Source organism: Mesorhizobium sp. WSM4312 (assembly GCF_002294875.1).
Classification (GTDB): Bacteria; Pseudomonadota; Alphaproteobacteria; order Rhizobiales; family Rhizobiaceae; genus Mesorhizobium.
This window is the reverse complement of record NZ_NSFU01000001.1, coordinates 131,274-157,172: the sequence shown is the minus strand read 5'-3', so window position 1 is coordinate 157,172 and position 25,899 is coordinate 131,274. Positions and strand designations below refer to the sequence as shown.

23 protein-coding genes and 1 pseudogene are annotated in these 25,899 nt (G+C 62.7%); 10 read left to right on the top strand and 14 right to left on the bottom strand.

Features of this window, described 5'->3' with window-relative positions; all coding sequences use genetic code 11:
* Positions 1-25: 25 nt before the first annotated feature.
* The 4 genes from betA to betI are packed head-to-tail and all read right to left on the bottom strand — an operon-like array spanning position 26 to position 4,788.
* Positions 26-1,678: a choline dehydrogenase gene (betA, locus tag CK228_RS00755; protein ID WP_095786548.1), complete on the bottom strand. Its 1,653-nt coding sequence runs from the start codon at positions 1,676-1,678 to the stop codon at positions 26-28.
* Positions 1,671-2,675 carry a threonine/serine dehydratase gene (locus CK228_RS00750; protein ID WP_179295759.1) on the bottom strand — a complete coding sequence of 335 codons (1,005 nt, stop codon included), beginning with the start codon at positions 2,673-2,675 and terminating at the stop codon, positions 1,671-1,673. The genes betA and CK228_RS00750 overlap by 8 nt, the downstream gene beginning before the upstream one ends.
* On the bottom strand, positions 2,672-4,201 hold the full coding sequence (betC, locus tag CK228_RS00745) for a choline-sulfatase (RefSeq protein ID WP_179295758.1): 1,530 nt from the start codon (positions 4,199-4,201) through the stop codon (positions 2,672-2,674). Before betC ends, CK228_RS00750 begins: the two co-directional genes overlap by 4 nt.
* On the bottom strand, positions 4,198-4,788 hold the full coding sequence (betI, locus tag CK228_RS00740; RefSeq protein WP_095786545.1) for a transcriptional regulator BetI: 591 nt from the start codon (positions 4,786-4,788) through the stop codon (positions 4,198-4,200). The genes betC and betI overlap by 4 nt, the downstream gene beginning before the upstream one ends.
* A 263-nt stretch (positions 4,789-5,051) precedes the next feature.
* On the opposite strand from betI, the gene CK228_RS00735 reads away from it, so the two are divergent.
* Both CK228_RS00735 and CK228_RS00730 read left to right on the top strand, forming a co-directional pair.
* Positions 5,052-6,218 (top strand): acetyl-CoA acetyltransferase, encoded by a 1,167-nt coding sequence (locus tag CK228_RS00735; protein WP_095786878.1) that lies wholly within the window; start codon positions 5,052-5,054, stop codon positions 6,216-6,218.
* Between the two features lie 125 nt (positions 6,219-6,343).
* Positions 6,344-7,348 (top strand): asparaginase, encoded by a 1,005-nt coding sequence (locus CK228_RS00730; RefSeq protein ID WP_095786544.1) that lies wholly within the window; start codon positions 6,344-6,346, stop codon positions 7,346-7,348.
* Here CK228_RS00730 and CK228_RS00725 read toward each other — a convergent pair.
* Positions 7,341-8,717, bottom strand: coding sequence for a TIGR03808 family TAT-translocated repetitive protein (locus CK228_RS00725; protein WP_095786543.1), 1,377 nt, complete (start codon positions 8,715-8,717; stop codon positions 7,341-7,343). The two genes, CK228_RS00730 and CK228_RS00725, sit on opposite strands and share 8 nt — an antisense overlap.
* A gap of 109 nt (positions 8,718-8,826) precedes the next feature.
* On the opposite strand from CK228_RS00725, the gene greA reads away from it, so the two are divergent.
* Positions 8,827-9,300: a transcription elongation factor GreA gene (gene greA, locus CK228_RS00720; RefSeq protein ID WP_064982947.1), complete on the top strand. Its 474-nt coding sequence runs from the start codon at positions 8,827-8,829 to the stop codon at positions 9,298-9,300.
* Between the two features lie 11 nt (positions 9,301-9,311).
* Here greA and scpA read toward each other — a convergent pair whose 3' ends face one another.
* Together scpA and CK228_RS00710 are read right to left on the bottom strand one after the other, a co-directional pair.
* On the bottom strand, positions 9,312-11,435 hold the full coding sequence (gene scpA, locus CK228_RS00715; RefSeq protein WP_095786542.1) for a methylmalonyl-CoA mutase: 2,124 nt from the start codon (positions 11,433-11,435) through the stop codon (positions 9,312-9,314).
* Positions 11,432-12,874 carry a methylmalonyl-CoA mutase gene (locus CK228_RS00710; RefSeq protein WP_095786541.1) on the bottom strand — a complete coding sequence of 481 codons (1,443 nt, stop codon included), beginning with the start codon at positions 12,872-12,874 and terminating at the stop codon, positions 11,432-11,434. The genes scpA and CK228_RS00710 overlap by 4 nt, the downstream gene beginning before the upstream one ends.
* Before the next feature lie 307 nt (positions 12,875-13,181).
* On the opposite strand from CK228_RS00710, the gene CK228_RS00705 reads away from it, so the two are divergent.
* The gene (locus CK228_RS00705; RefSeq protein WP_095786540.1) at positions 13,182-14,729 is read left to right on the top strand and encodes a helicase HerA-like C-terminal domain-containing protein; all 1,548 of its coding nucleotides are present in this window, start codon (positions 13,182-13,184) and stop codon (positions 14,727-14,729) included.
* Between the two features lie 62 nt (positions 14,730-14,791).
* Here the strand turns inward: CK228_RS00705 and CK228_RS00700 are convergent, their stop codons facing one another.
* Both CK228_RS00700 and CK228_RS00695 read right to left on the bottom strand, forming a co-directional pair.
* On the bottom strand, positions 14,792-15,622 hold the full coding sequence (locus CK228_RS00700) for a L,D-transpeptidase (protein WP_095770796.1): 831 nt from the start codon (positions 15,620-15,622) through the stop codon (positions 14,792-14,794).
* Between the two features lie 174 nt (positions 15,623-15,796).
* The gene (locus tag CK228_RS00695; RefSeq protein WP_095770795.1) at positions 15,797-16,456 is read right to left on the bottom strand and encodes a haloacid dehalogenase type II; all 660 of its coding nucleotides are present in this window, start codon (positions 16,454-16,456) and stop codon (positions 15,797-15,799) included.
* A gap of 154 nt (positions 16,457-16,610) precedes the next feature.
* On the opposite strand from CK228_RS00695, the gene CK228_RS00690 reads away from it, so the two are divergent.
* From CK228_RS00690 to CK228_RS00675, 4 genes are all read left to right on the top strand, one after another.
* A complete protein-coding gene (locus tag CK228_RS00690; RefSeq protein WP_095770794.1) occupies positions 16,611-17,489 on the top strand; it encodes a branched-chain amino acid aminotransferase in 879 nt (292 codons plus the stop codon).
* A gap of 178 nt (positions 17,490-17,667) precedes the next feature.
* On the top strand, positions 17,668-18,267 hold the full coding sequence (locus CK228_RS00685; protein ID WP_095786539.1) for a superoxide dismutase: 600 nt from the start codon (positions 17,668-17,670) through the stop codon (positions 18,265-18,267).
* Between the two features lie 161 nt (positions 18,268-18,428).
* On the top strand, positions 18,429-18,866 hold the full coding sequence (locus CK228_RS00680; protein ID WP_095770792.1) for a cytochrome c: 438 nt from the start codon (positions 18,429-18,431) through the stop codon (positions 18,864-18,866).
* Between the two features lie 9 nt (positions 18,867-18,875).
* The gene (locus CK228_RS00675) at positions 18,876-19,823 is read left to right on the top strand and encodes a cytochrome c (RefSeq protein ID WP_095786538.1); all 948 of its coding nucleotides are present in this window, start codon (positions 18,876-18,878) and stop codon (positions 19,821-19,823) included.
* Positions 19,824-19,830: 7 nt separating this feature from the next.
* Here the strand turns inward: CK228_RS00675 and CK228_RS00670 are convergent, their stop codons facing one another.
* The 3 genes from CK228_RS00670 to CK228_RS00660 all read right to left on the bottom strand — a co-directional run bounded on the left by CK228_RS00670 (position 19,831) and on the right by CK228_RS00660 (position 23,119).
* The gene (locus tag CK228_RS00670; protein WP_095786537.1) at positions 19,831-20,220 is read right to left on the bottom strand and encodes an SET domain-containing protein-lysine N-methyltransferase; all 390 of its coding nucleotides are present in this window, start codon (positions 20,218-20,220) and stop codon (positions 19,831-19,833) included.
* A gap of 152 nt (positions 20,221-20,372) precedes the next feature.
* Positions 20,373-20,999, bottom strand: a complete 627-nt coding sequence (locus tag CK228_RS00665; protein ID WP_095786536.1) for a LysE family translocator — start codon at positions 20,997-20,999, stop codon at positions 20,373-20,375.
* Positions 20,996-23,119 carry a S9 family peptidase gene (locus CK228_RS00660; RefSeq protein WP_095786535.1) on the bottom strand — a complete coding sequence of 708 codons (2,124 nt, stop codon included), beginning with the start codon at positions 23,117-23,119 and terminating at the stop codon, positions 20,996-20,998. The genes CK228_RS00665 and CK228_RS00660 overlap by 4 nt, the downstream gene beginning before the upstream one ends.
* Before the next feature lie 116 nt (positions 23,120-23,235).
* Between CK228_RS00660 and CK228_RS00655 the strand changes: the two are divergent.
* Both CK228_RS00655 and CK228_RS00650 read left to right on the top strand, forming a co-directional pair.
* Positions 23,236-23,602: pseudogene (locus tag CK228_RS00655) on the top strand (SH3 domain-containing protein).
* Between the two features lie 447 nt (positions 23,603-24,049).
* Positions 24,050-24,475 (top strand): MucR family transcriptional regulator, encoded by a 426-nt coding sequence (locus CK228_RS00650; protein WP_019857114.1) that lies wholly within the window; start codon positions 24,050-24,052, stop codon positions 24,473-24,475.
* A gap of 82 nt (positions 24,476-24,557) precedes the next feature.
* Here the strand turns inward: CK228_RS00650 and CK228_RS00645 are convergent, their stop codons facing one another.
* Both CK228_RS00645 and CK228_RS00640 read right to left on the bottom strand, forming a co-directional pair.
* A complete protein-coding gene (locus CK228_RS00645; RefSeq protein ID WP_095770788.1) occupies positions 24,558-24,986 on the bottom strand; it encodes a SufE family protein in 429 nt (142 codons plus the stop codon).
* 101 nt (positions 24,987-25,087) lie between these two features.
* Positions 25,088-25,438: a DUF5330 domain-containing protein gene (locus tag CK228_RS00640; RefSeq protein WP_095770787.1), complete on the bottom strand. Its 351-nt coding sequence runs from the start codon at positions 25,436-25,438 to the stop codon at positions 25,088-25,090.
* Positions 25,439-25,899: the final 461 nt, after the last annotated feature.

The window sequence follows — 25,899 nt, the reverse complement described above, 5'->3', positions numbered from 1 at the left end:
TTCAATCTGTCGGGTGGATCATGCTCTATCTGTCCGACTGCTGCCAGCGCGGATTGATCCAGGGTTCCTGGTTGGACGGCGCCAGCGGCGTGCGGCCGAGAATGTGGTCGGACGCCTTCTCGCCGGTCATGATCGACGGCGCGTTGAGATTGCCGTTGGTGACGCGCGGGAAGATCGAGGAATCAGCGACCCGCAGCCCGTCGACGCCGATGACCCGGCATTCCGGATCGACAACACTCATCAGATCTTCGGCGCGACCCATCTTGCAGGTGCCGCACGGGTGGTAGGCGCTCTCGGCATGGTCCCGAATGAAGACATCGAGATCGTCGTCCGACTGCACATGGCTGCCCGGCGAGATTTCCTGGCCGCGAAAGGCGTCGAACGCCGGCTGGCCGAAGATCTCGCGGGTCAGCCGGATGCAGTGGCGGAACTCCGCCCAGTCGTCTGGATGCGACATGTAGTTGAAGCGGATCACCGGCTTCGCTTTCGGGTCCGGCGAACGCAGCGTCACCGAGCCGCGCGACTTCGAGCGCATCGGCCCGACATGCGCCTGGAAGCCGTGCGACTTCGCCGCCGCCTTGCCGTCATAGCGCACCGCCGCCGGGATGAAGTGGTACTGGATGTCGGGATAATCGACGCCGGCGCGCGAGCGTACGAAGGCGGCGGCTTCGAAATGGTTTGTGGCGCCGAGGCCGGACTTGAAGAACAGCCACTGCGCGCCGATCAGTGCCTTGGAGAACGGGTTCAGCACGGAATTCAGCGTGATCGGCTTGGTCGATTCCTGCTGGATATAAAGCTCCATATGGTCCTGCAGATTGCGGCCCACGCCGGGCCGGTCGGCGACCACGGCAATGCCGTTTTCGCGCAAATGCTCGGCCGGCCCGATGCCGGACAGCATCAGGATCTTGGGTGAGTTGATCGAAGACGCGGCGACGATCACCTCACGTCGCGCCTTAACGACCTGAATCTGTTTGCGAGCCTCGATCTCGACGCCGACGGCGCGTTGATTCTCGATGATCACCCGACGGGCAAAGCCCTTGACCAGACTCACGTTTTTCCGGTTGAGCGCCGGCTTCAGATAGGCTGATGCCGCCGACCAGCGGCGGCCGCCGCGGATGGTCTGTTCCATCGGCCCGAAACCTTCCTGCTTCGAGCCGTTGTAGTCGTCGGTCAGTTCGAACCCGGCCTGGCGGCCCGCTTCGACGAAGGCGCCGTAGAGCGGATTTTTACGCGAACCGCGCTGCACATGCAGCGGCCCGCCGTGTCCGCGCCAGCCGTCCTCGCCGCCGTCATTGTCCTCCATGCGCTTGAAGTAGGGGAGCACGTCGGCAAAGCCCCAACCCGTTGCACCTTCTTCGGCCCAATGGTCGAAGTCGCGGGCATGGCCGCGCACATAGACCATGCCGTTGATCGAGGACGAACCACCGATCACCTTGCCGCGCGGCGTCGCCAGCACGCGGCCGCCGAGATGCGGTTCCGGCTCGCTGGCAAAACCCCAGTCGTAAAGGCTCATATTGAGCGGGATCGACAGCGCCGACGGCATCTGGATCAGCGGTCCGATATCGCTGCCGCCGAATTCGATGACGATGACCGAATGCTTGCCGTCTTCCGACAGGCGGTAGGCCATGGCCGAGCCGGCGGAGCCGGAGCCGATGATAACGAAATCCGCTTCAAGCATGGTTCATATGCGCCATAAAATCGGCGAGCGAGACATTGCCGCCGGTAGCCACAACAAGGACGGTTTTACCCGCCACATCCACCTTGCCGCCGAGCAGCGCCGCCAGCGATGCAGCCCCGGACGGCTCCAGCACCAGCTTCATCCTCTCGAAGGCGATCCGCATGGCACGCCGCACCGATTGGTCGTCGACGGTGATGCCGCGAACACCCGCGGTCCTGACCGCCGCGAACGGCGCGTCGCCCGGCCGCCGCGACATCAGCCCGTCGCAGATCGATTTCGGGCCGATCGGCATGGTCTCGATGCTGCCATGCGCCAGCGACGAGCCCATGCCATCAAAACCTTCCGGCTCGACGCCGATGATCTCTGTCGCCGGCGACAGATAGTGGAAGGCCAGCGAAACGCCGCCGATCAGCCCGCCGCCGCCGACCGCGCACAACAACAGGTCGGCGCTGGCACCCTTGGCCTCAAGCTGGTCGAGCGCTTCGAGGCCGGCGCCAGCTTGGCCGGCGACGATCTCCGGATCGTCGAAGGGATGCAGCAGGGCCAGCCCTTCCGTCTCGGCGATCTCGCGCGCCTTGGCGGCGGCGACCTCTTCACGGGCGCGCTCACCATGATCGGTCAACACGACACGCGCGCCGTAGCCCGCGGTCGCGTCACGCTTGGCGGCCGGCGCATCGATCGGCATGACGATGGTGACGGGAATACCGAGCGCCTGGCCGGCGGCCGCCAGGCCTTGCGCGAAGTTGCCGGAGGAATAGGCGACGACGCCGTTCCTCGCCTCGTCGGCCGACAGCCGCTTCAGCCGCCAATAGGCGCCGCGTATCTTGAAGGATCCGGCCCATTGCAGCGATTCCGGCTTGATGAAGACGCGCGCCGCGCCGGTCTCCCGGGCAAGCGCGGCCGATTCCAGCAGCGGCGTGATCTGCGTCGCCCTGGAGGTGACGGCATAGGCCCGCTTGAGATGATCGAGGGAGGGGACGAGAAGGTCTGCCATCATTCGCCTCGCGGAAAGCGTTTCTGCTCTTCGAGCACGTTGAGATCCATGTGGTTGCGCATATAGCGTTCCGAGGCCTTCTGCAGCGGCTGGAACTCCCAGGGATAGTGCGTGCCGTTGCGCAGCGCCGGATAGACCACCCAGCGCCGGGCCTGGCTGGCCCGCACGGCGGCGTCGAAGGCCGCCATGTCCCAGCGTGCGCGCACCTTTTCCAGGAAAGCCGCCACCAGATCCGCATGTGCCGGACCGGCGGCGAGATTGCTCAATTCATGTGGGTCGGCTTCGATATCATAGAGTTGCGGCGGATCGATCTCGCAATGGACGAACTTGTAGCGGCCTTCGCGGATCGCCACCAACGGTGCGTTGGACCCCTCGGCCGCGTATTCCATCAGCACCGGCGCGGTGCGTGGCTTCCCATTCAGCAGCGGCAACAGCGACTGGCCGTCGGTCCATGGCGCGATCGCACTCATGTCGATGCCGGCGAGATCGCACAGCGTCGGCGTCACGTCGAGGTTGGAGACCGGCGCTTCGATCATGCCGGCGGGAATGTCCTTGCCGGCGATCATCAGCGGCACCCGCGCCGAGCCCTCGAAGAAGCACATCTTAAACCACAGGCCACGCTCGCCGAGCATGTCGCCATGGTCCGAGCAGAACAGGATGATCGTGTCGTCGAGCATGCGTGTGCGCTCGAGCACGGACAGCAGCTCGCCGACCTTGTCGTCGAGATAGGAGATGTTGGCGAAATAGCCGCGCCGCGAGCGGCGGATTTGCTCTGCCGTGATGTCGAAACTGTCGTAGTCGGAAGCCTTGTAGAGCCGCTGCGAGTGCGGATCCTGGCCGTCGTAGGGGATGAAGCCCACTTCCGGTTCGAGCGCCGGGCAATCCTCATAGAGATCCCAGTACTGCCGCCGCGCCACATAGGGGTCGTGCGGATGGGTGAAGGAAACCGTCAGGCACCAGGGCCGGTGCGCCGCATCGTCGGAGATGCGCGCGAAGTCGTAGAGTTTTTGCACCGCGTGGAAGGCGACTTCGTCGTCATATTCCATCTGGTTCGAGGTTTCGGCGACGCCGGCGCCGGTCACCGAGCCCAGATTGTGATACCACCAGTCGATGCGCTCGCCGGGCTTGCGGTAGTCCGGCGTCCAGCCGAAATCGGCGGGATAGATGTCGGTGGTCAGCCGCTCCTCGAAGCCGTGCAACTGGTCCGGCCCGACGAAATGCATCTTGCCCGACAGCACGGTGTGATAGCCGTCGGCGCGCAGGTGATGGGCAAAGGTCGGGATCGACGAGGCGAATTCGGCGGCGTTGTCATATACCTCGGTGCGCGACGGCAACTGGCCGCTCATGAACGAGGCGCGGCCCGGCGCGCAGAGCGGCGAGGCCGTGTAGTTATTCTTGAAACGGGCCGAACGCGCCGCGAGCGCCTTCAAATGCGGCGCATGCAGGAAGCCTGCCGGGCCGTCGGCGAAAAAAGTGCCGTTGAGCTGATCGACCATGACGATCAGGAAATTGGGTCGCTTCGCCATCACTGTTTTTGCCGCTCGCCGAGTTTGGTTTCGAGATAGTCCTCGACCAGCGCGATCGCGGTCGCGGCGTTGGGCACGCCGTCCTTCAGCGCGCGCCTGATGTAGAGCCCGTCAATCATCGCCGCTGTCGCTTCGGCGGCGCGGTCGGCCTCGGCCCTGGGCAGGATGCCGGTCAGTCCGCTCATCAGGTTCGAATGCAGCCGCCGCGCGTATATCTTGAGCAATCGGCGCAACGCCGATGATTTCTGCGCCTCGACATAGAAGGCAAGCCAAGCCGCGATGGTTTGGGCCTGGAACTGGATGTCGGAGAAGTTGACGGCGACCACTGCGGCGACGCGTTCGCGCGGGGACTTGGCGGATTGCAGGGCGCGACGCATGTCGATGGTCAGTTCGGCGAGGATGTGCCGCATCGTTGCAAACAGCAGTTCGTCCTTGGCGCCGAAATAATGATGGGCAAGGGCCGAGGATACGCCGGCGCGCCCGGCGATCTCGGACATGGTTACGTCAAGCGAGCCGCGCTCGCCGATCGCCGAGATCGCAGCGTCGATGAGCGCCTTGCGGCGCAGTGGCTCCATTCCGACTTTTGGCATGCTGTTCCCGATTTTTGCCGGAGGTTATTTTTTATTGACGCGTCAATCAACAAAAAATCGACGTGAGCACGACCTGTACCAAGCGATTGTCCTGTTCCGGCCCTTCACGGTATGGGCGAGAATGTTTATCTTTGAACAATAAAGGCGAAGTGCGCCATGAGCCCGGTATGCTAAGGTGTGTTGAGCTTCAGGTGAGGCCATTTGCAGGCCGGCATCATCTGAATCCCAATACACCTTGCATGGCGCCAAGGATGGAGATTGCAATGACCGCATGCATCGTTGGCTGGGCGCATTCGCGCTTCGGCAAGCTTGAGGGCGAGACGCTCGAAAACCTCATCGTCAAGGTCGCGACGGATGCGCTGGACCATGCCGGCATCGGCCCGGAGGAGGTCGACGAGATCGTGCTTGGCCATTTCAACGCCGGCTTCTCGGCGCAGGATTTCACCGCGAGCCTGGTGCTTCAGGCCGACGACCGGCTGCGCTTCAAGCCGGCAACGCGTGTCGAGAACGCTTGCGCCACGGGATCGGCGGCGGTCCGGCAAGGCATCCGTGCGATCGACGCCAACGCTGCCCGCATCGTGCTGGTGGTCGGTGCCGAGCAGATGACGACGACGCCGGGACCCGAGATCGGCAAGAACCTGCTGAAAGCGTCCTATCTACCTGAAGATGGCGAGACACCGGCCGGCTTTGCCGGCGTCTTCGGCAAGATCGCGCAGGCCTATTTCCAGCGCTATGGCGACCAGTCGGACGCGCTGGCGATGATCGCTGCCAAGAACCACAAGAACGGCGTCGACAATCCCTATGCACAGATGCGCAAGGATTTCGGCTATGAATTCTGCCGGCAGGAGAGCGAGAAGAACCCCTTCGTCGCCGGTCCTCTCAAGCGCACCGACTGCTCGCTGGTCTCGGACGGCGCCGCCGCCCTTGTCCTTGCCGACACGGCGACCGCCCTGAAGATGCGCCGCGCCGTCGCCTTCCGCGCCAACGAACATGTGCAGGACTTTCTGCCAATGTCGAAGCGCGACATCCTGACCTTCGAGGGCTGCGAACAGGCCTGGACCCGCGCGCTGAAGAACGCCGGCGTGACGCTCGACGATCTCTCCTTCGTCGAGACGCACGACTGCTTCACCATTGCCGAACTGATCGAATACGAGGCGATGGGCCTCGCCAAGCCCGGCGAGGGCGCGAAGCTGGCGCTCGATGGTACGACGGCCAAGGACGGCCGCCTGCCGGTCAATCCCTCCGGCGGGCTGAAGGCCAAGGGCCACCCGATCGGCGCCACCGGTGTCTCCATGCACGTCTTGACCGCCATGCAGCTTGTCGGCGAAGCCGGCGTGATCCAGGTGCCCGGCGCGAAGCTTGGCGGCATCTTCAACATGGGTGGCGCTGCGGTCGCCAACTACGTTTCCATTCTCGACCGGATCAGGTAAACCGCCCCGACATTACAGCGCGGCGCGCCTTTTGGGGCGCGCAAAGGACGCTGTAACACTTTGATTTTGCGCATGACCCCGAGAATCGATTTCGATTTTCGAGGTCATGCGCTGCGGGAGGTGGCATGGCAAATCCGGTTCTGATCGAGGTTCTGCGCGGCGCGATCGTCGAGAGCGCGCATCGAGGTGCAGTTGCGGTTTTCGACGCCGACGGCAAACCGGTGTTGGAGATCGGCGACACCTCGAAACCAGTGTTCCCGCGTTCGGCGGTCAAGGCCATCCAGGCCTTGCCGCTGGTCGAAACCGGTGCCGCCGATGCCTATGGCTTCGGCAACCGCGAGCTGGCGCTGGCCTGCGCCTCGCATTCGGGCGAACCGGAGCATGTCGAACTGGCGCGGTCCATGCTGGCCAGGGCCGGCCTCGACGGGTCCGCGCTCGAATGCGGCGCGCACTGGCCCTCGAGCCATGCCGCCGAGATTGCACTCGCGCGAGCCGGCGGTTCTCCAAATGCGCTGCACAACAATTGCTCCGGCAAACATTCCGGCTTTCTCTGCACCTGCGTGCATTCCGGCATTGCGCACAGTGGCTACGTCAAGGCGGGCCACGCCTTGCAGGAAATGGTGCGCGACGCGATGCAGTCGGTCACGGGTGCTATCCATGGCGCCGATGAGAGGGCGACCGACGGCTGCTCGATCCCGACCTATGCGGTGCCACTCAGGAGCTTCGCGCTCGGCTTTGCCCGCATGGCCACGGCAAATGGATTCGGCCCCGAGCGGGCCAAGGCGGCAAAGCGGCTGCTGGCTGCCTGCATGGCGGAGCCTTTCTTTGTCGCCGGCACAGGCCGCGAGGACGTCGCGCTGATGGAGGCAGCACCTGGGCGGATTTTTGCGAAAGGCGGCGCCGAAGGTGTCCACTGTGCGGCAATTCCGGAACTAGGCCTCGGTATTGCGCTCAAATGCGATGATGGCGCCCACCGCGCCAGTGAAGCCATGGTCGCCGCCGTCCTCGCCAGGCTGCTGCGTTCGGACGAGGCCCTGGCGGCGAAACTCATCGAACTGGCAAATGCGCCGATCCAAAGCCGGATCGGAGCCAAGGTAGGCGCGGTGAGGCCGACTGCCGCCCTCAACTGACGCGGTTGCGCTCAACGGTCAAATGCGCAAAGCCGCTGCTGCTTAGTTGGGTGAGGTCTGACGTCACCGGCTCGGCCCAGCGCTGGCCGATCACGGCGCCGTTCAACGCGCCGTCGATGACGTTGTCGGAGATGACGGCAGTGCCCGCACCCTCTACCACGCTGACGACGATGCCTGTGCCGGCCTTGCGGATGATGTTGCCCGTCGCCACGACATTGCGCAGATACGGTCCCCAGCCGATCGACATGCCATAGAGCGGCGCGTTCTCGATGACGTTGTTGGAAGCGATGGTGTCTGCCTCGACGCCGATGCCGACGCCGAAGCCGGGCGGATCGGCGGTGTAGGGCCCGCTGGTCGACAGATTGCGCACGATGTTGCCTGAGCAGACACCCATGCGGCCGCCTTCGTTGAAGTTGACGATCGAGATGCCGTTGGCCGCGCCATCGACGATGTTGTTGCTGATGACCGCACCCTCGAACGAGAATTCGGAATAGACCGCGGTCTCGCCCGAGCGCGAGCAGGTATTGCCGGAAATCTGCAGATTGCTGGAACTGTTGGCGCGGATCGCCGAGAAAGCGCAATCCGAGACAACATTGCCCGAAATGATGACGTTGCCGGCACGGAAGGCGTTGATGCCATTGCCGTTCTGGCCGGTCCCGCCGCTGCGCGCGCCGATGCGTTCGACACGGTTGCCCGTAACCATCGTGCCGTCTTCGGCCGCCTGCCAGCGATGCACGAGGATGCCGCCATTGGCACAGTCGGAGACCGTGTTGGCTGATATCGTCAGTCCAGCCGCCTCGACCGAATAGATGCCGGCGTCCGCCGCGCCCGATATGGCGGAGCGCTCGATGCGGCCTGTCGCATGTTCCAGCGCCAGCCCGTTCTTGCCGCTGCCGGTTATCTGGCAATTGTCGACAACGAGATGGCCGACCCGTCGAAGATCGAGCAGTCCTTGCGCATAGTCGCCCATCGAGCGGTTCGAACCGTCGAAGACCAGCCCGCTCAGTTCGATATGGTCGGCCTGTTCGGCCATGAAGAGATGACCGTCGCCGCCATAGACGATCCGCGTCGCGCCCGGCACGCCGGAAAGGCGCACTCGGCTGGGCAGCGAGAGATTGGATACCACATAGGTGCCCGCCGGCAGGAACACCGGCATGTCCCGGTTGTTCGCGTCGCGCAGCAGCTTGGCGAAGGCCTTGCTCTGGTCGTCGAACGTGCCGGGCTGCACGCCCAGTTCGGTGGCATTGATGGAACCGCGCATCGAGGCTTTTTCGATACCGGTCAGGCCGGCGGCCGCCGCCTTGCCGAGCGCGAGGCCCACAACGGCAAAGCCGGCGGTTCCGGTTAGCAGCGTTCGTCTGTTCAACATCGGCACAGAATCCCAACGTTCAACCTGACGTCGCAGGAATCGTGCCAAACGTTCTGTTCGTTTTTCACAATGACTTGTAGAGCAGGCGCTCAAGGCCTAGGTTCAGCCAATGAGCAGAGCTTTTACCCGCGAAGAAGACAGCGAGAATGCCATCGCCGGCGTCGGCGAGCGGCCGATCAGCACGCATCGCAATCTTGTGACGGAACGCGGCCTGGCGCAGATCGAGGAGAATCTGGCCGATCTGCGCGACGTTCTGGCGAAAGCCGAGAAGAAAGCCGATCGCGAGCGCATCGCGGTGGTGTCACGCGATCTACGCTACTGGACGGCGCGGCGCGAAAACGCCGAGCTTTCCGTGCCGGAGCCCGGTAGCGACGTCGTCCGCTTCGGCATGGGCGTCACGCTGGAAGGCGACGATGGCAAGAAAGTGCATTGGAAGATTGTCGGCGAGGACGAGGCCGATCCTACCAAGGGAAGCATTTCGCATGTTTCGCCCATGGCCGTCGCGCTGTTCGGCAAGAAGGTCGGCGACGTGGCCGCGGTCAACGGCAAGGAATGGGAAATCGTCAAGCTTTCGGACAGTTAGGGCAGCATAGCCTAGTTGGCTGCCAGCAGCCTATCCATCAGCCGATCCGCTGCTTCCGGAATAACGGTTCCCGGCGGGAAGATTTCCGCGGCACCCGCCTGCAGCACCGCGTCATAGTCCTGCGGCGGGATGACGCCGCCGGCGACGATCAGCATGTCGCCGTGGCCGAGTTTCTTCAGCGCATCGCGCAATTGAGGGATCAGTGTCAGGTGTCCCGCCGCCAGCGATGAGGCGCCGATGATATGGACGTCATGCTGGACCGCCAGTTTGGCGATCTCTTCCGGTGTCTGGAACATCGCGCCGACAGTGACGTCGAAGCCGAGATCGGCGAAAGCGGTGGCGATCACCTTTTGCCCACGATCGTGGCCATCCTGTCCCATCTTGGCAACGAGGATGCGCGGCTTGCCGCCGTATTTCTTCTCGAAGGCGCTGATCTTGTCCTGCACCCCGTCGACCAAGGGATTGTCGCCAAGCGCCTTGCGATAGACGCCGGAAATGGTCTGCACCGTTGCGACGTGGCGGCCAAAGGCCCGTTCCAGCGCAAACGAGATTTCGCCGACCGTGGCATTGGCCCGCGCGGCGCGGACGGCGAACTCCAGGAGGTTCTCATTGCCTTGCGCGGCGCGGGTCAGCGCATCGAGCGCGCTTTCCACCGCAGCGACATCGCGCGTGCCCTTCAGCCGTTGCAGCTTCGACAGTTGCCGGGCCCTGACCTCGGCATTGTCGATCTTGAGCACATCGACCTCGATGTCGTTCTCGGGGCGATGCGCGTTGACGCCGACCAGCATCTGCTCGCCCGAATCGATGCGGGCCTGCGTGCGCGCCGCCGCTTCCTCGATGCGCAGCTTCGGAATGCCTTGTTCGGTCGCGGCGGCCATGCCACCGAGAGCCTCGACTTCCTCGATATGGCTCAGTGCGCGCGCTGCGAGATCATGCGTCAGCCGTTCCAGATAGGCCGAGCCGCCCCACGGATCGATGATGCGCGTGGTGCCGGACTCCGTTTGCAGGATGAGCTGCGTGTTGCGGGCGATGCGCGCCGAATGGTCGGTCGGCAGCGCCATCGCCTCGTCGAAGGAGTTGGTGTGCAGCGACTGGGTATGCCCCTGGGTCGCCGCCATCGCCTCGATCATGGTGCGGATGATGTTGTTGTAGGGGTCCTGCGCCGTCAGCGACCAGCCGGACGTCTGGCAATGGGTGCGCAGCGACAGCGAGCGCTCGTCCTTCGGCGCGAAATTCTTCTTCATCAGCGTCGCCCACAGCAGGCGCGCGGCCCTGAGCTTGGCCACTTCCATGAAGAAGTTCATGCCGATCGCCCAAAAGAAGGACAGGCGCGGCGCGAAGCGGTCGATGTCGAGGCCCGCCGCGACACCGGCGCGGGCATATTCGATGCCGTCGGCGATCGTATAGGCGAGCTCCAGGTCGGCTGTCGCACCGGCTTCCTGCATGTGATAGCCGGAGATCGATATCGAATTGAACTTCGGCATGTTCTTCGACGTGTAGGAGAAGATGTCCGACACGATCCGCATCGAGGGTTTTGGCGGATAGATGTAGGTGTTGCGGACCATGAACTCCTTCAGAATGTCGTTCTGAATGGTGCCTGCCAGATCCTTCTGCGCAACGCCCTGTTCTTCCGCCGCGACGATGTAAAGCGCCATGATTGGCAGCACAGCGCCGTTCATCGTCATCGACACCGTCATGTCGCCGAGCGGAATGCCGTCGAACAGCTGCCGCATGTCGAGGATGGAATCGATGGCGACGCCCGCCATGCCGACATCGCCGGCAACGCGCGGATGGTCGCTGTCATAGCCGCGATGCGTGGCGAGATCGAAGGCGACCGACAATCCTTTCTGGCCGGCGGCAAGATTGCGCCGGTAAAAGGCATTGGACTCTTCGGCCGTGGAGAAGCCGGCATATTGCCGGATCGTCCAGGGCTGCTGGACATACATGGTCGGGTAGGGGCCGCGAACGAAGGGCGGCAGGCCCGGATAGGTGTCGAGATGCGGCAGGCCCTTGAGGTCGCCCTGATTGTACAGATGCTTGACGACAAGCCCTTCCGGCGTCGTCCGCTGGCCCTTGACCTCGACAGGCGCGCGGCGCGGCGGCGCCCAGCCGATTTGACTGAAATCCGGAATCAAGAGGCGGCCCCGATGGATTGGTCGATGCGGACCGGAAACAGCGGTTCGCACAGCACGACGCCTTCGGTGAAGGCAGGCCGCTGCTTTGCATCCAGCGTCTCGACCGGGCGCTCGCTCTTCTGCGGATAAAGTGTGGTGCCGATGATGGCCCGCTCACCCGCCTTGAAGGCGGCGTCGCGCCGGGCGGCCGCGGCGTGAACGCGCTGTTGGATGTGTCCGTCCCGAAGGCTCGACAATACGCCTCCTTCGGCCTCGATCGCCTGCAGCTCCGCCCAGGCGGCTTCGCAAAGGTCTGCCGTAAGCGCTTCGACCGCGCCGGACCCATAGGCGGGATCGGCGACGTGATCGACATGGCTTTCATTGGCTATGATCAACTGGGCGTTGCGCGCGACGCGGCGGGCAAAAGGCGCCGGCAGGCCGTGCGCCATCGTGTGCGGCAGGATGGAGATCGAATCGGCTCCTCCAGCTGCCGCCGCGAAGCAGCTGATCGTCGTGCGCAGGATGTTGGTTTCGGGATCCAGCGCCGTCATCATGCGGAATGATGTCTCCGCATGGATGTTGGCCGTGGAGTTGGGGATCGAGCAGGTCTCCTGCACACGTGCCCACAGAACGCGCAAGGCCCGCACTTTGGCCATCGAGAGGAACTGGTCCTGGTCGACGCTGAGCGCGAAGCCGATATGCGGCGCGGCATAGACCAGCGGTTGCCGTGCCTTCTCGAACATTCTGAGATATGAGACCGCCGAAGCCAGCATGATGCCGAGTTCCTGCGCTTCCGTGGCGCCGGCATTGTGGAAGACGCGACCGTCCGCTTCCAGCAGCACGCCGGGAACGCCCATCGAGAAGAAATGCGCCAGCGACTGGGGCATCGATTCCTGCAGCGCCTCGATCGACATGCGCAGCCGGCCGGTGCCGGCAAGGATCGCCGCCGGATCGATGCCGAAGGACAGGTTGAGCTTTGCCGGATCGGAGCGGCGCTTGCTCAGGAACGCCACCAGCCAGTCGGCCATGGGGCGGCTCCACGGGTGCGTGTCGATGCGGATCTGGATCCGATTGAGAGGCACGCCCTCCAGCACTGTTTCCAGCGCCTGAGCAGTCCTCGGCAGGCCGTAGCCGAATGCGTTCGGGGCGCCTTCGAAGACGAGCGACAGTCCTGTCGCGCCCTGCGCGATATCGTCCAGAACCTGGGCCTTGGCGCGATCGACGTTGGGATCGTCGACGCGTTGGCTGACAATCCAGGGCGATCGGGGATTCGTGCGCACGAGCGGTTCGGCCCCGGTCGCGCGGTCATAAAGGGGCTCGATGCGGATGGCGTCGTCGGTGTGCGAAACCAGCTTTTCCTCGAAGGACGCGCCTGCCAGTGCCTTTTCCGCCAGGGCCAGCCATCGCTGGCGCTCGGCGCCAACTGGTTCAACATCCTTGGTCAAGGCTCCGGCGCCCATCCATCTTCCTCGTTCATATGGCCGCACCAGCCGGGCGGTTCAGTCTACGGTTCCCGGTCGGTTATCGCAATGCGCATCCCGAGCCTGAATTCGATCCACCTGATATAGGTCGGCTTGCATGGACGAACCATGAACGATTGCCAAACACCAGCAAAATCCGCAAGTTCCAAAATCCGATTTCGACGATAGGCCTGATCGGGACGGTTGGCCCCGCTCTGGACAATTGGCATTGTCGCTGTGCAACAGCCTCACTATACCTTCGGGCAAAGGCTGGCTTTTGACACATCAGTTTGCGGAGACCCGACATATGGCTGACGACACCAGTATTTTCATCGGCGCCAGCCGCAAGCCCGACGACAGCTATCAGCGCCCGGAGCAACTGCTGCTGCAATATGGGAATCGCCACGGCCTGGTGACCGGTGCCACCGGCACCGGCAAGACCGTCACCTTGCAGATCCTGGCCGAAGGTTTTTCGAATGCCGGCGTGCCGGTGTTTTGCGCTGACATCAAGGGCGACCTGTCCGGTATCGCGATGATGGGCACGGCGCAGGATTTCCTGGTCAAGCGGGCCGCGCAGGTCAAGCTCGACCCTTACGACTTCCAGGAATTCCCCGTCATCTTCTGGGACCTGTTCGGCGAGCAGGGCCACCCCATCCGCGCCACCATTTCGGAAATGGGACCGCTTCTCCTGTCGCGGCTGATGAACCTGACCGACGCGCAGGAGGGCATCATGAACATTGCCTTCCGCATTGCCGATGAAGAAGGCCTGCTGCTTCTCGATCTCAAGGACCTGCAGGCGTTGCTTGCCAACATCGCCGAGCGCGCCGAGGAGATCAGCGCGCGCTACGGCAACGTCACCAAGCCATCGGTGGGTGCCATCCAGCGCACGCTGCTGGTGCTGGAGCAACAGGGCGCGGCCAACTTCTTCGGCGAGCCGGCCCTGCGCATCTCCGACATCATGCGCACCACGCGTGACGGCAGGGGCGCCGTCAGCGTGCTGGCCGCCGACAAGCTGACGATGAACCCGCGCCTCTACGCGACCTTCCTGCTCTGGCTGATGTCGGAGCTGTTCGAGGAACTGCCCGAAGTGGGAGATCCCGACCAGCCGAAGCTGGTGTTCTTCTTCGACGAGGCGCATCTGCTGTTTGACGAGGCGCCGAAGGTGCTGATCGACCGCGTCGAGCAGGTGGTCCGCCTGATCCGCTCGAAAGGCGTCGGCGTCTATTTCGTCACGCAGAACCCCCTGGATATCCCGGAAAAGGTCCTGGCCCAGCTCGGCAACCGCGTCCAGCACGCGCTGCGCGCCTATACGCCGCGTGAGCAGCAGGCGGTTCGAACGGCGGCGGAAACATTCCGCCCCAATCCCGATTTCGACTGCGCCATCACCATCACCCAGCTCGCCACCGGCGAGGCGCTGGTCTCGACGCTGGAGGCCAAGGGCGTGCCGTCCATGGTCCAGCGCACGCTGATCAGGCCGCCGTCGTCGCGGCTTGGACCCATAACCCCCGCCGAGCGGCAAAAGCTGATCGCGGAAAGTCCGGTCACTGGCCAGTATGATCAGGTCATCGACCGCGAATCGGCCTTCGAGATCCTGCAGAAAAAGGCCAAGGACGCACAGGACGCCGAGCAGCAGGCGCAGCAGGCAGGCACAGGCGGCTCGCGCTGGACCATACCGGGTTTCGGCGATGACGATCCCGCGCCGCAGTCCGGTGGCCGCCGCGCGCCGGCGCCGCGCCCCTCCAATCGCCAGACCGTGGCGGAGGCCGCGATCAAGTCGGTGGTGCGCTCGGTGGGCTCGTCGGTCGGACGCGCGATCGTGCGCGGGATTTTGGGAAGCCTATCGAGAGGCCGTTAGACCTTAGCGCCGCGCGTTCCCTTGAACGCGGGGTGCTAAGCATCTGTATAGGCGCTGTCGGATCAGAAGATCGCGTCCGTCACCGCCTTGACCGGGCCGAGCAGCACCGATCCGTCCGGCACGCCGGCGTCGATCGGGATCGCCTTGTGGTTCGCCGTTGCCGCCGCCGCCATTGGCTGGCTGGCATCGCTGGTCACGATCACAGGGGTTTTCGAGGGCACGCGGTCATAGAGGTCGATGATGTCCTGGTTTATCAGGCGCACGCAGCCCGACGACACCGACTTGCCGATCGACTTCCATTCCGGCGAGCCGTGTAGGCGGTAAAGCGTGTCCACATTGCCCTGGAAGAGATAGAGCGCGCGCGCGCCGAGCGGGTTCTTCAGCCCGCCAGGCATGCCGCCATTGTCGGCGCTGTATGGCTTCAATTCCGGCTGCCGGGCGATCATCTCATCCGGCGGCGTCCATTTCGGCCATTTCTGCTTCCACTGGACGACGGCGTCGCCCGACCATTCGAAGCCGGCACGGCCGAGACCGACGCCGTAGCGGATGGCCTGGCCGCCCGGACGAACCAGATAGAGGAAATGGCCCGTCGTATCGACGACGATGGTTCCCGGCTTCTGCCCGGTCGGGTCGGGAACGATCTGGCGCAGGAACTGCGGATCGATCCTGTCGAAGGGGATGGCCGGCAGGTCGAAGCCGCCATCGCTGACGGCCGCGTACATCGACGCATAGTCGGCGAGCGGCGGCTCGACATAGGTCGGCGGCGGAGGCTCGACCGGTCCCGGCCCGGTGGTGGCGCATGCAGAAACCGCGATCGATGCGGCGCCCAATGCTGCGGCGTTGAGAAAGCCGCGACGGCTCAGGCGATAGGATTCGATTTCGGTTATGGACATGGCTGCCTTCTTTAGGACTCAAATTGCAACAAAGCGTGAATACGCTTGCCGCCACGCGGGTGCCTGACAACACCTGAGGCGATAGGCGGTTCCGATTCTGGCCCGAACGTGGACAAACAAAGGCGAAGCTGTGACTGCGCCGCCACTGTGGCGCCTGGGTCACAGCTCGACAGCTCAGGCGGTGACCAACGCCTCGAGGGTCGGCAGGATCAGGGCCGGCGGAAAATCCCGGTATTCCTCGGGCTGATTGGAGCGGTTGATCCATACGGTACGGAAGCCGAATTTGGTGGCGCCGGCAATGTCCCAGCGATTGGAGGACTGGAAGGACACCGCGCCGGGATAGAGGCGCCAGCCTGTGGCAACCATGTCATAGACCGCCGGGTCGGTCTTGAAGCGCCGCACCGTATCGACCGAATAGATGTCGTCCAGAACCTGATCGAGCGCGGCCGATTTGACCGCCGCTTCCAGCATTTCGGGCGAGCCGTTCGAGAGGATCGCCAGTCTGGCTCCGGAGGCCTTGAGTGCCTTCAGCACGGCCGGTACCTCCGGGTAGCAGTCCAGCCGCCAGTAGGCTTCCAGCAGTTTTGTCCTGAGGCCGGGATCGGCGGAGGGGACCTTGCGCAAGGCGAAGTCGAGCGCCTGCTCGGTCAGCTGCCAGAAATCGGCATAGGCGCCCATCAGCGAGCGCACCCAGGAATATTCGAGCTGTTTGGCGCGCCAGATTTCGGACAGCAATTGGCCGTCCGGGCCGATCCGGTCGGCATGCCGGCGCACGGCGGCATGCACGTCGAACAACGTGCCGTAGGCGTCGAAAACATAGGCGGCGTATTGCATGGCGACAGTTTTGAGGCGAGGCGAGGCAAGGTGCAAGCCTTGATTGCACCGCTGCGCCGCTGGCATCAACAAAACTCCCCAATGCCCGTTGACGGCGACGGCCAAAGCATCATCCAATGTTGTCACACAAGATTGATCGGAACGGGATAACGCGATGACACTGGCGGCAGCGGCGCAATCCGCGACATGGACTTTCGTCGACGGCGACTGGTACGAGGGCAATGTCGCCATTCTAGGCCCGCGCAGCCACGCCATGTGGCTCGGCACCAGCGTGTTCGACGGGGCACGCTGGTTCGAGGGCGTGGCGCCCGACCTCGACCTCCATGCCAGGCGGGTGAACGCCTCGGCGATCGCGCTCGGCCTCAAGCCGAACATGTCGCCCGAACAGATCGTCGGGCTGACCTGGGACGGGTTGAAGAAGTTCGATGGCAAGACGGCGGTCTATATCAGGCCGATGTATTGGGCCGAGCATGGCGGCTACATGGGCGTGCCGGCCGATCCCGCTTCGACCCGTTTTTGCCTCTGCCTCTATGAATCGCCGATGATCTCGCCGACCGGGTTTTCGGTGACGGTGTCGCCGTTCCGGCGCCCGACGATCGAAACCATGCCGACCAACGCCAAGGCCGGGTGCCTCTATCCCAACAATGGCCGCGCCATCCTCGAAGCCAAGATGCGCGGCTTCGACAATGCTTTGGTGTTGGACATGCTGGGCAACGTCGCCGAGACCGGAAGCTCCAACATCTTCCTGGTCAAGGATGGACACGTGCTGACGCCGGCGCCGAACGGCACGTTCCTGTCCGGCATCACACGCTCGCGCACGATGACGCTGCTGGGCGAGTACGGATTCAAGACGACGGAAAAGACGCTGTCGGTGCGCGATTTCCTCGAAGCGGACGAAATCTTTTCGACTGGCAACCACTCCAAGGTGGTGCCGATCACCCGCATCGAGGATCGCAATCTGCAACCCGGCCCGGTGGCCAAGAAGGCGCGCGAGCTTTATTGGGATTGGGCGCATTCGCCGTCGGCCGGCTGACGCGCTGGTTCGGCCTTTTTGTGGCTGCGCGCTTCGCCGCAGGAAAACCGTGTGACAGTTTTCCGGAACCCGCCTAGAAAGGGAACCGGCGCTTCACTTCCGGAGTTGTTCCAGCTCAATCCAGTCCTATCTTAATCCGGTATCCACACCGGATTTTTTCCACGAGGGAGTACTACCCATGGCTTTTGAATTGCCCGCTCTGCCCTACGACTATGAGGCCTTGCAGCCTTACATGTCGAAAGAGACGCTGGAATATCACCACGACAAGCATCACAAAGCCTATGTCGACAATGGCAACAAGCTGGCTGCCGAGGCCGGAATGGGTGATCTGTCGGTCGAAGAGGTGGTCAAGCAGTCGTTCGGCAAGAATGCCGGTCTCTTCAACAATGCCGCGCAGCACTACAATCACATCCATTTCTGGAAGTGGATGAAGAAGGGCGGCGGCGGCAACAAGCTGCCGGGCGCGCTGCAGAAGGCTTTCGACAGCGATCTCGGCGGCTACGACAAGTTCAAGGCTGATTTCATCGCAGCCGGCACGACGCAGTTCGGTTCGGGCTGGGCCTGGGTTTCGGTCAAGGACGGCAAGCTGGCGATCTCGAAGACCCCGAACGGCGAAAACCCGCTCGTTCATGGCGCGTCGCCGATCCTCGGCGTCGACGTCTGGGAACACTCCTATTACATCGACTACCGCAACGCCCGCCCGAAATATCTCGAGGCATTCGTCGACAGCCTGATCAACTGGGATCATGTGCTGGAGCTCTACGAAAAGGCGAAGTAGTCGACAATCAGAAAGGCCCCGGCAATCCCGGGGCTTTTCTTTTTCTGTGCCGATATCAGTGGCTGCGAAGGCCCGGAAAAACCATCCAAGCAGAGGGAATATTCCCCCCGCCGCATCCGTTAACGTCGTGTCCCAAATACCTTCATCACGGAGCCAAATGAATGAGAAAGCTTGTCATCGCCATCTCAATGCTCGCCTTCGCCGGTTCGGCGGCCTTTGCCGATCCGATCATCGACCGGCAGGCTCTGATGAAGGAACGCGGAAAGATCGTCGGCGGCTTGGCGAAGGTCGCCAAGGGCGAGGACTCCTTTGATGCCGGCGCCGTGCTGACGCAGCTGCAGGCGTTGCAGGCGAATGCCGAGAAGTTCGACGTCGATGCGTTGTTCCCGAAAGGCAGCGATGCCGGCGACACCACGGCGGGGCCGAAAATCTGGGAAGACACGGCCGGCTTCAAGGCCGCCGAGGACAAGTATCTGTCCAACGTCAAGGCCGCGGTCGCGGCGGCTCCCGCCGATGTCGACGCGCTGAAGGCGCAAGTCGGCGCCATCGGTTCGGATTGCGGCACCTGCCATCAGGGCTACAGGGTCAAGAAGGGCTGATTGCCTGATATGGCATGGCTGAAGAAGCTCGTCGGCACGGCCATCATTCTGGGCGGCGTCGGCGCGGTCGGCGGTTGGCTGCTGTCGGCGCCGGTCAAGCTCGATGCCGCGGCCCTGGCGCAACTCGGGCCGGGCGACGCGATCAAGGGCAAGCGCATTTTCTATGCCGGCGGCTGCACCTCCTGCCATGCGAAGCCGGGCTCGCAGGGCGATGGCCGGCTTCAGCTGGTCGGCGGCCTCCAACTCAAGACGCCGTTCGGCACCTTTGTCCCGCCCAACATTTCGCAAGACCCAAAGGACGGCATTGGTGCGTGGTCGGTCGACGATCTCGCCAACGCCATGCTCAAGGGCGTTTCGCCGTCCGGCGAGCATTTCTATCCGGCCTTTCCCTACGCGTCCTATGCCCGCATGAAACCGTCGGACATTGCCGATCTCTATGCCTTCCTGAAGACGCTGCCCGCCGTCGCCGGCAAGGCGCCGGACAATTCGCTCGGTTTCCCCTTCAACATTCGTCGAGGCATCGGCCTGTGGAAACGGCTCTATCTCAACAACCAGCCTGTTGTTGCCTTGGCCAGTAGCGCACCTGATCCGGTGGTAGCCGGCCGCTATCTGGTCGAGGGGCCGGGTCATTGCGGCGAATGCCACACGCCGCGTGACTTCGCAGGCGGGACGAAGAAAGGCGACTGGCTGGCGGGTGCCGTGGCGGCCGAGGGCTCAGGCATCGTGCCCAACATCACATCGGGCAAGGGCGGCCTCGCCAATTGGTCGGAAGCCGACATCGCCAACTACCTCGAAACCGGCTTCACGCCCGATTTCGATTCCGTCGGCGGCGCGATGGTTGACGTCCAGCGCAACATGGCCGAGCTGACAGCAGGGGACCGGGCCGCGATCGCCGCCTACCTCAAGGCTGTGCCGCCGCATCCAAACGGTTATCCCGCGCGCAAGCCGGCGAGTTGATTGTCGATTAGAGGTGCCGATCGCCGAGGAAACCGAATCCCGTCTCGAAGAAGTGGTTGTAGTTGCAGGTCAGTTCCTCGCCGGGTGCGATGTCGCGCAAGGCATAGGTCTCCTCGGGTGAGGAGACATCGCAATTCGGCTCGTCGTCATGGTTCATGTAGCGGGCGTCGTCGGCTTCGAAGACGATATAGGCCGGATCGCGCCGGTCCGGGTAGGAATAGCGGTCGAGATAGTTCTTCACCGGCCCGCTCTCGCCCTCATAGGTTTCGACGTCGATGATCCGGTCGAAGCGGGGGTCGAGCTTCCAGATCAGCGTGCCCTTGGGGATGGGGTGCTTGGCAAAGACGCCGATGCCCTGGATCGGCGATTTGTCGAGATAGACGTCGACGAGCAGCATAATGGACCCTTGTGCGAGTGCGGGCTTCGTCGCCCGGGAAAGTCGTACCTTGGGTTAACGCGCGACCATCGCAATTGCGAGTGGAAATGAGCAATGCGGAATTCAAAAAGTCATGATTGCCAAATCCAAAAGTGAACGTGCTATCCGGAGCCTCAGCGTTGCTGCAAGGCCAGGCGGACGCCCAAGGCACAGTAGATGCCGCCGACAACCTTGCCCTGCCATTTCAGGACGGTCGGATTTCTTCGCAGGAAGGAGCCGAGGCGCCCGGCGCTCACGGCAAAGGCGACCGTGCTGAAAAGACCGAGCACGACAAAGATAATTCCCAATACGGCCATTTGAAGCATCACCGTTCCGTTTTCGGGCCGCACGAACTGAGGCAGGAATGCCAGGAAAAACAGCGCGGTCTTGGGGTTGAGCACTTCGGTCAGGACAGCCTGCCGAAACGCCTTGCCGGCCGAGATCGCGAGCGCGCCGGCGGAGGGGTCGGTCGGCGTTTTCTCGATGATGGCGCGAATGCCGAGGTAAACGAGGTAGGCCGCGCCGATGTATTTTACGATGCTGAAAAGCGTCGCCGACCTGGCGATGATCGCCGAAATGCCGACCATCGCCATGACAGTGTGAAATATGTCGCCAGCGGCGATCCCGGCGCCGGTCGCGATCCCGACCTTCGTTCCCAAACTCGTCGCCCGGGCGATCGTCAACAGCGTGGCCGGACCCGGGATAAAGACAAAGCCGAGCACGACGGCGATATAGGCAATCAACGTGGACAGATCGATCATTTGAGCGTCTCCTCGGCAAGCCGCGCCTTTCCCGTCACCTTCAGCGCGAAGGAATAGGTATAGGCGATTTCTTCCAGGCGTGAGAACCGGCCGGACGCGCCGGCATGGCCGGAATCCATGTTGATCTTGAACAGCACCGGATTTTCGCCGCTCTTGCGGTCGCGCAGCCGCGCCACCCATTTGGCCGGTTCCCAATAGGTGACGCGCGGATCGGTGAGGCCGGCGAGCGCCAGGATCGGCGGATAGTCGAGCGCCGCGACATTGTCGTAGGGCGAGTAGGCGGCGATGGTGCGGTAGTCATCGGCCGACGCGATCGGATTGCCCCATTCCGGCCATTCCGGCGGCGTCAGCGGCAAGGTCGCGTCGAGCATGGTGGTGAGCACGTCGACGAAGGGAACTTCGGCGACGATGCCGCCAAAACAGTCCGGCGCCATATTGGCGATGGCACCCATCAGCATGCCGCCGGCCGAGCCGCCTTGCGCGACCATGCGGTCATGCGCGGTATAGCGCTCGGCAACGAGATGGCGCGCACAGGCGATGAAATCCGTAAACGTGTTCATCTTGTGCGCCCGCTTGCCGTCATCATACCAGCCGTAACCCTTGTCCTTGCCGCCGCGGACATGAGCGATGGCGTAGACGAAGCCGCGGTCGACCAGCGACAGGCAGTTGGTGTTGAAGGCGGCCGGCACGGTGATGCCGTAGGAGCCGTAGCCGTAAAGCAGGCAAGGTGCCGATCCATCGAGCGGCGTGTCGCGATGATGCAGAAGCGAGATCGGCACCAACTCGCCATCGGCGGCGGGCGCCATCAGCCGCCTGGTGACATAATGGTCCGCATCATGGCCGGATGGGACTTCCTGGGTCTTGAGCAAGGCCCGTTCGCGGGTGCGCATATTGTAGTCGAACACCTGCGCCGGCGTCGTCATCGACGAATAGGAAAAGCGCATGATCTCGGTGTCGTATTCATAGGAGCCCGACAGGCCGAGCGAGAAAGCCTCCTCATCGAGAGACAGAAGATGCTCTTCGCCACTGGTGCGGTCGCGCACGACAATGCGCGGCAGTCCCTCCTTGCGCTCGAGCCGGACCATATGGTCCTTGAAGCCGATCACCGACAGGATCAGCCGGCCCGGTTCATGCGGCACCAGCTCCCGCCAGTTGGCGCGGACCGGATCGCTTGCCGGCGCCGTCATGATCTTGAAGTCCTTGGCGCCGTCCGCATTGGTCAGGATGAAGAAGATGTCGCCGCCTTCCTCCATCTCATATTGAAGGCCGGTCTCACGCGCAGCAACCAGTCTGGGTTCGGCAAACGGATCGCTGGCGCTCAACAGGCGATATTCCGAAGTCTCGTGATCGTTGATGCCGATCATGATCCATTGGTTGTCGCGGGTGCCGTCAACATTCATGAAGAAGCCCGGATCGGTTTCCTCATAGATCAGGCGGTCGGCTTCAGGGTCTTGTCCAAGCGCGTGGAACAGCACCTTCGAGGGCCGGTGGTTGGGGTCGAGGCGCGTATAGAAGAACCCGTCATTGCCAGCGTCCCACACGCCCGAGCCGCCTGTCGCGGGAATCCGGTCCGCCAGGTCCTTGCCATCGGCAAGGTCGCGCACGCGCAGCGTGTAGAACTCGGAACCCTTGTCGTCGAAGGCCCACAACAGCCTGCGGTGATCGGCCGAATGGTCGACACCGCCGAGCCGGAAATAGGGCTTGCCTTGCGCCTCGAGGTCGCCGTCGAGCAGGATCTGCTCGGTTCCGCCCGCGCGCGGCATGCGGAAATAGCGCGGCTGCTCGCCGCCGAGCTTGAAGGAAGACCCATAGGCATAGGCCCCGTCCTTCATCGGAACGGAAGAATCGTCTTCCTTGATGCGGCCCTTCATCTCCTTGAAAAGCTGCTTCTGCAGGTCTGAAGTATCGGCCATCAACTTTGACTGGTAGGCATTCTCGGCTTCGAGTTCGGCGCGGATGCCGGCATCGAGCAGGGAAGGGTCCCGAAACATCTCCTGCCAGTTGTCGGCCCGCAGCCAGGCATATTCATCGGTTCGCGTGATGCCGTGATGCGTGTCGTAAACCGGCCGCTTCTGCGGTGTCGGCGGGCTGACGATCGGAAATCGGGAAGTCTCGGTCATTGCGTCTCGCTTGGGAGCTATCTTGAATGATGAATGAACACGCCGATCAGCGTGGGTTCAAGGGTCCGTAACCTGGAGGTGTGTCGGCTCCATGAGGTGGGCCGGGAGGAAGGATGATGACTATTCGATCTCGGATCGCTGCGACTTTCGCCGTTGCTTCGCTGACTCTGGTCTTTGCCGGCCAGTCTCATGCGACCGTATTCGCGGCTTGGCAAGTGGCCAATGTGCCGTTCGGCGACACGCTCAACGTGCGCAAATATCCCTCCGGCATCTTCCAGAAGCAGGCCGCATACCCGAACGGGGTCATCCTGCAGATGACCGGGCGATGCGCCGGCGGCGTAAACCTGCTCGACATCGCCAATCAACCGGCATGGAAGCAACCAGACGGTTCGCTATCGCTGGTGCGAGGTCTGGCACGACCCGGCCAAGAACGGCGCTTTCGTCACCGGCTGGGCCTATGGCAAGTACATCGCCCCGTATTGATCGACGGTCGTCGATTGATCGTGATGCGGCCGGCGGGACATGTCGCCTGGTTGTCCGCGAAAAAGATGAGAGGCAACCTATGGTTTTGTGGACAGATGTGAACAACCAAGATTGACGGCGCCCTGGCAAAGCAAACCAGAGCATTGAAAATTGCTTTGTGAGTTATCGCGAATGTAACGCTCAGCTGACGTAACGTCAGGCGGAACCGGTTTGGCGAACGAAATATCGAAAAATTACATGATGCACGAAAGATTGAAGCTGACTGGCGAATAGTTGATCAACTTTCCTAAATATAATGCAAAGGGAGAATTGACTTACTTGCTCCATGGTCGCATTGATGTGCCCACGACACGAATCGTAGAAACACTACCTGCTCAAAATTCGTGCGATGCCCTGCCTGTAAAAAAGGGCGCATACCGACGTAACTCTTGTTGGGGCCTGAAGACCATGGATATTGTCGAAACACCTTCCAGAAACAACGATGCGCTGATCGAGCTGACCGCCGATGTGGTGGCCGCTTATGTCAGCAACAACCCCGTGCCGGTCGGCGAATTGCCGAACCTGATATCCGATGTCCATGCCGCTCTCGGGCGTGTGGGCGGAACCGCCGAACAGCCCCCTGCCGACAAGCAGAAGCCGGCTGTCAACCCGAAGCGCTCGGTTCATGACGATTACATTGTCTGTCTTGAAGACGGCAAGAAATTCAAGTCGCTCAAGCGTCACCTGATGACCCACTATGATCTGACGCCGGAGCAGTATCGCGAAAAGTGGAACCTCGACCCGAGCTATCCGATGGTTGCTCCGAACTATGCGGCAGCCCGCTCGCAGCTCGCCAAGAAGATGGGCCTTGGCCGCAAGCGCAAGGCGCGGTAGTCGCTGTTCCCTCAGGTCGAACCGACATCGACGGCGCCTTCGGGCGCCGTTTGATTTTGCGGAACAGGCTGGCCGGAGGGCGTCAGGCGGTCTGCTTGAGTGCCATCTCGGCATCGCGCTTGATGCGCTTGACCATCGAGCGAAGGCCATTGGCGCGCTGCGGCGACAGGTGCTCGTCCAGGCCAAGTGCCTTCAGCGTCGCTTCCGCATCGGTTTTCTGGATTTCGCTGGCGGTCCGTCCGGAAAACAGCGCCAGCATGATGGCGACCAGACCGCGCACGATATGGGCGTCCGAATCCCCCGTGAAGGTGATGACCGGATCGCTGCCCGGTCCCTGTTCGGTGGTCAACCAGACCTGGCTGACGCAACCCGGGACCTTGTTGGCGGCATTGCGCTCCTCATCGGGAAAGGGAGGCAGCGCCTCGCCGAGCTCGATGACGTAGCGATAGCGGTCCTCCCACTCGTCAAGGAAGGAGAAGTCGTCGCGGATCGTCTGGATCGTGGTCGTCATAACCCGGATATAGTCACGCGGCGGCCCCGCGTCACGGAAAAAACAAGGACACCGCGGGCGTCGAGAGGGCAGACGGCCCCGCGGTGCGCCGCCGAGACGGCTTAATTCTTGACCGGCAGGTTGACAGTCTCGGGCAGGACGATCTCTTCCGCCACGCTGCCCGTCATTGTCGAGGTATCGGGGCCGCTGGACTTGTCGTCCAGCATGGCTGCCGCGATCTTGGCGGTTTCCTTGGCACGCGCGGTGATGGTGTGCATCGCCGACTTGCCCGTCTCACAGACGTCGGGCTTGCGCTCGCAGATGCCGGCAATGTCGCCCACCGCGTCGCGTGCCGCGAACAGGGCCTGGATCGGCCCGACGCTTTCCTGCCCCGGCTCGTCGGAACCGACACTCAGCGGCAGCGCCAGCAGCACCAGTGAAAACCAGAAAGCCATTCTTATCAGGAAGAACATGCCTTGCCTCTCGTCGTGACCGGATCATGCATCATATGGCATGACCTCTTTTATGGGCAGGATGTTGGCACACAGGCGCAAAGGACGGCTTGCGCGCACAGCGACAATTTTCCTCAAATTTTAGGCAAATTCGAAACGAAGCGTTTTGCCATGGATTTGTTTCATATCGGGACGATTTTGGTTACCTCTTGATAACTATGTATCCTGCTGTTTCCATTGGATTCTTTTGGAATTCGGCCGGCTCTCTTCTAGTCCATGATCCGGTGACGGCAGGCGTTCGCAGATAACCCTCCATTTACTATGGCGGCATTTGCCCGGGTTTTCGGCCGCCGCGATCCCGATATTTGCGACGGGCCGGGCTTTGGTCGGCCCTGCCTTATCCATTCCTTAAACGCTGGATGAGAGTTTCGGAGCCAATCAAAACAATCTGCATAAGCAGAGCTGTTCACGACGAGTGCGAG

Excerpts from the sequence above, each read along its gene's own strand:
- CK228_RS00675 (WP_095786538.1), top strand. The coding sequence starts at position 18,876 with ATGGCATGGCTGAAGAAGCTCGTCGGCACGGCCATCATTCTGGGCGGC.
- CK228_RS00710 (WP_095786541.1), bottom strand. The coding sequence starts at position 12,874 with ATGGGCGCCGGAGCCTTGACCAAGGATGTTGAACCAGTTGGCGCCGAG.
- CK228_RS00685 (WP_095786539.1), top strand. The coding sequence starts at position 17,668 with ATGGCTTTTGAATTGCCCGCTCTGCCCTACGACTATGAGGCCTTGCAG.
- CK228_RS00695 (WP_095770795.1), bottom strand. The coding sequence starts at position 16,456 with ATGCAATACGCCGCCTATGTTTTCGACGCCTACGGCACGTTGTTCGAC.
- CK228_RS00660 (WP_095786535.1), bottom strand. The coding sequence starts at position 23,119 with ATGACCGAGACTTCCCGATTTCCGATCGTCAGCCCGCCGACACCGCAG.
- CK228_RS00665 (WP_095786536.1), bottom strand. The coding sequence starts at position 20,999 with ATGATCGATCTGTCCACGTTGATTGCCTATATCGCCGTCGTGCTCGGC.
- CK228_RS00670 (WP_095786537.1), bottom strand. The coding sequence starts at position 20,220 with ATGCTGCTCGTCGACGTCTATCTCGACAAATCGCCGATCCAGGGCATC.
- CK228_RS00725 (WP_095786543.1), bottom strand. The coding sequence starts at position 8,717 with ATGTTGAACAGACGAACGCTGCTAACCGGAACCGCCGGCTTTGCCGTT.
- CK228_RS00650 (WP_019857114.1), top strand. The coding sequence starts at position 24,050 with ATGGATATTGTCGAAACACCTTCCAGAAACAACGATGCGCTGATCGAG.
- CK228_RS00645 (WP_095770788.1), bottom strand. The coding sequence starts at position 24,986 with ATGACGACCACGATCCAGACGATCCGCGACGACTTCTCCTTCCTTGAC.
- CK228_RS00705 (WP_095786540.1), top strand. The coding sequence starts at position 13,182 with ATGGCTGACGACACCAGTATTTTCATCGGCGCCAGCCGCAAGCCCGAC.
- CK228_RS00730 (WP_095786544.1), top strand. The coding sequence starts at position 6,344 with ATGGCAAATCCGGTTCTGATCGAGGTTCTGCGCGGCGCGATCGTCGAG.
- CK228_RS00690 (WP_095770794.1), top strand. The coding sequence starts at position 16,611 with ATGACACTGGCGGCAGCGGCGCAATCCGCGACATGGACTTTCGTCGAC.
- CK228_RS00750 (WP_179295759.1), bottom strand. The coding sequence starts at position 2,675 with ATGATGGCAGACCTTCTCGTCCCCTCCCTCGATCATCTCAAGCGGGCC.
- CK228_RS00735 (WP_095786878.1), top strand. The coding sequence starts at position 5,052 with ATGACCGCATGCATCGTTGGCTGGGCGCATTCGCGCTTCGGCAAGCTT.
- CK228_RS00640 (WP_095770787.1), bottom strand. The coding sequence starts at position 25,438 with ATGTTCTTCCTGATAAGAATGGCTTTCTGGTTTTCACTGGTGCTGCTG.
- betI (WP_095786545.1), bottom strand. The coding sequence starts at position 4,788 with ATGCCAAAAGTCGGAATGGAGCCACTGCGCCGCAAGGCGCTCATCGAC.
- CK228_RS00700 (WP_095770796.1), bottom strand. The coding sequence starts at position 15,622 with ATGTCCATAACCGAAATCGAATCCTATCGCCTGAGCCGTCGCGGCTTT.
- CK228_RS00680 (WP_095770792.1), top strand. The coding sequence starts at position 18,429 with ATGAGAAAGCTTGTCATCGCCATCTCAATGCTCGCCTTCGCCGGTTCG.
- betA (WP_095786548.1), bottom strand. The coding sequence starts at position 1,678 with ATGCTTGAAGCGGATTTCGTTATCATCGGCTCCGGCTCCGCCGGCTCG.
- greA (WP_064982947.1), top strand. The coding sequence starts at position 8,827 with ATGAGCAGAGCTTTTACCCGCGAAGAAGACAGCGAGAATGCCATCGCC.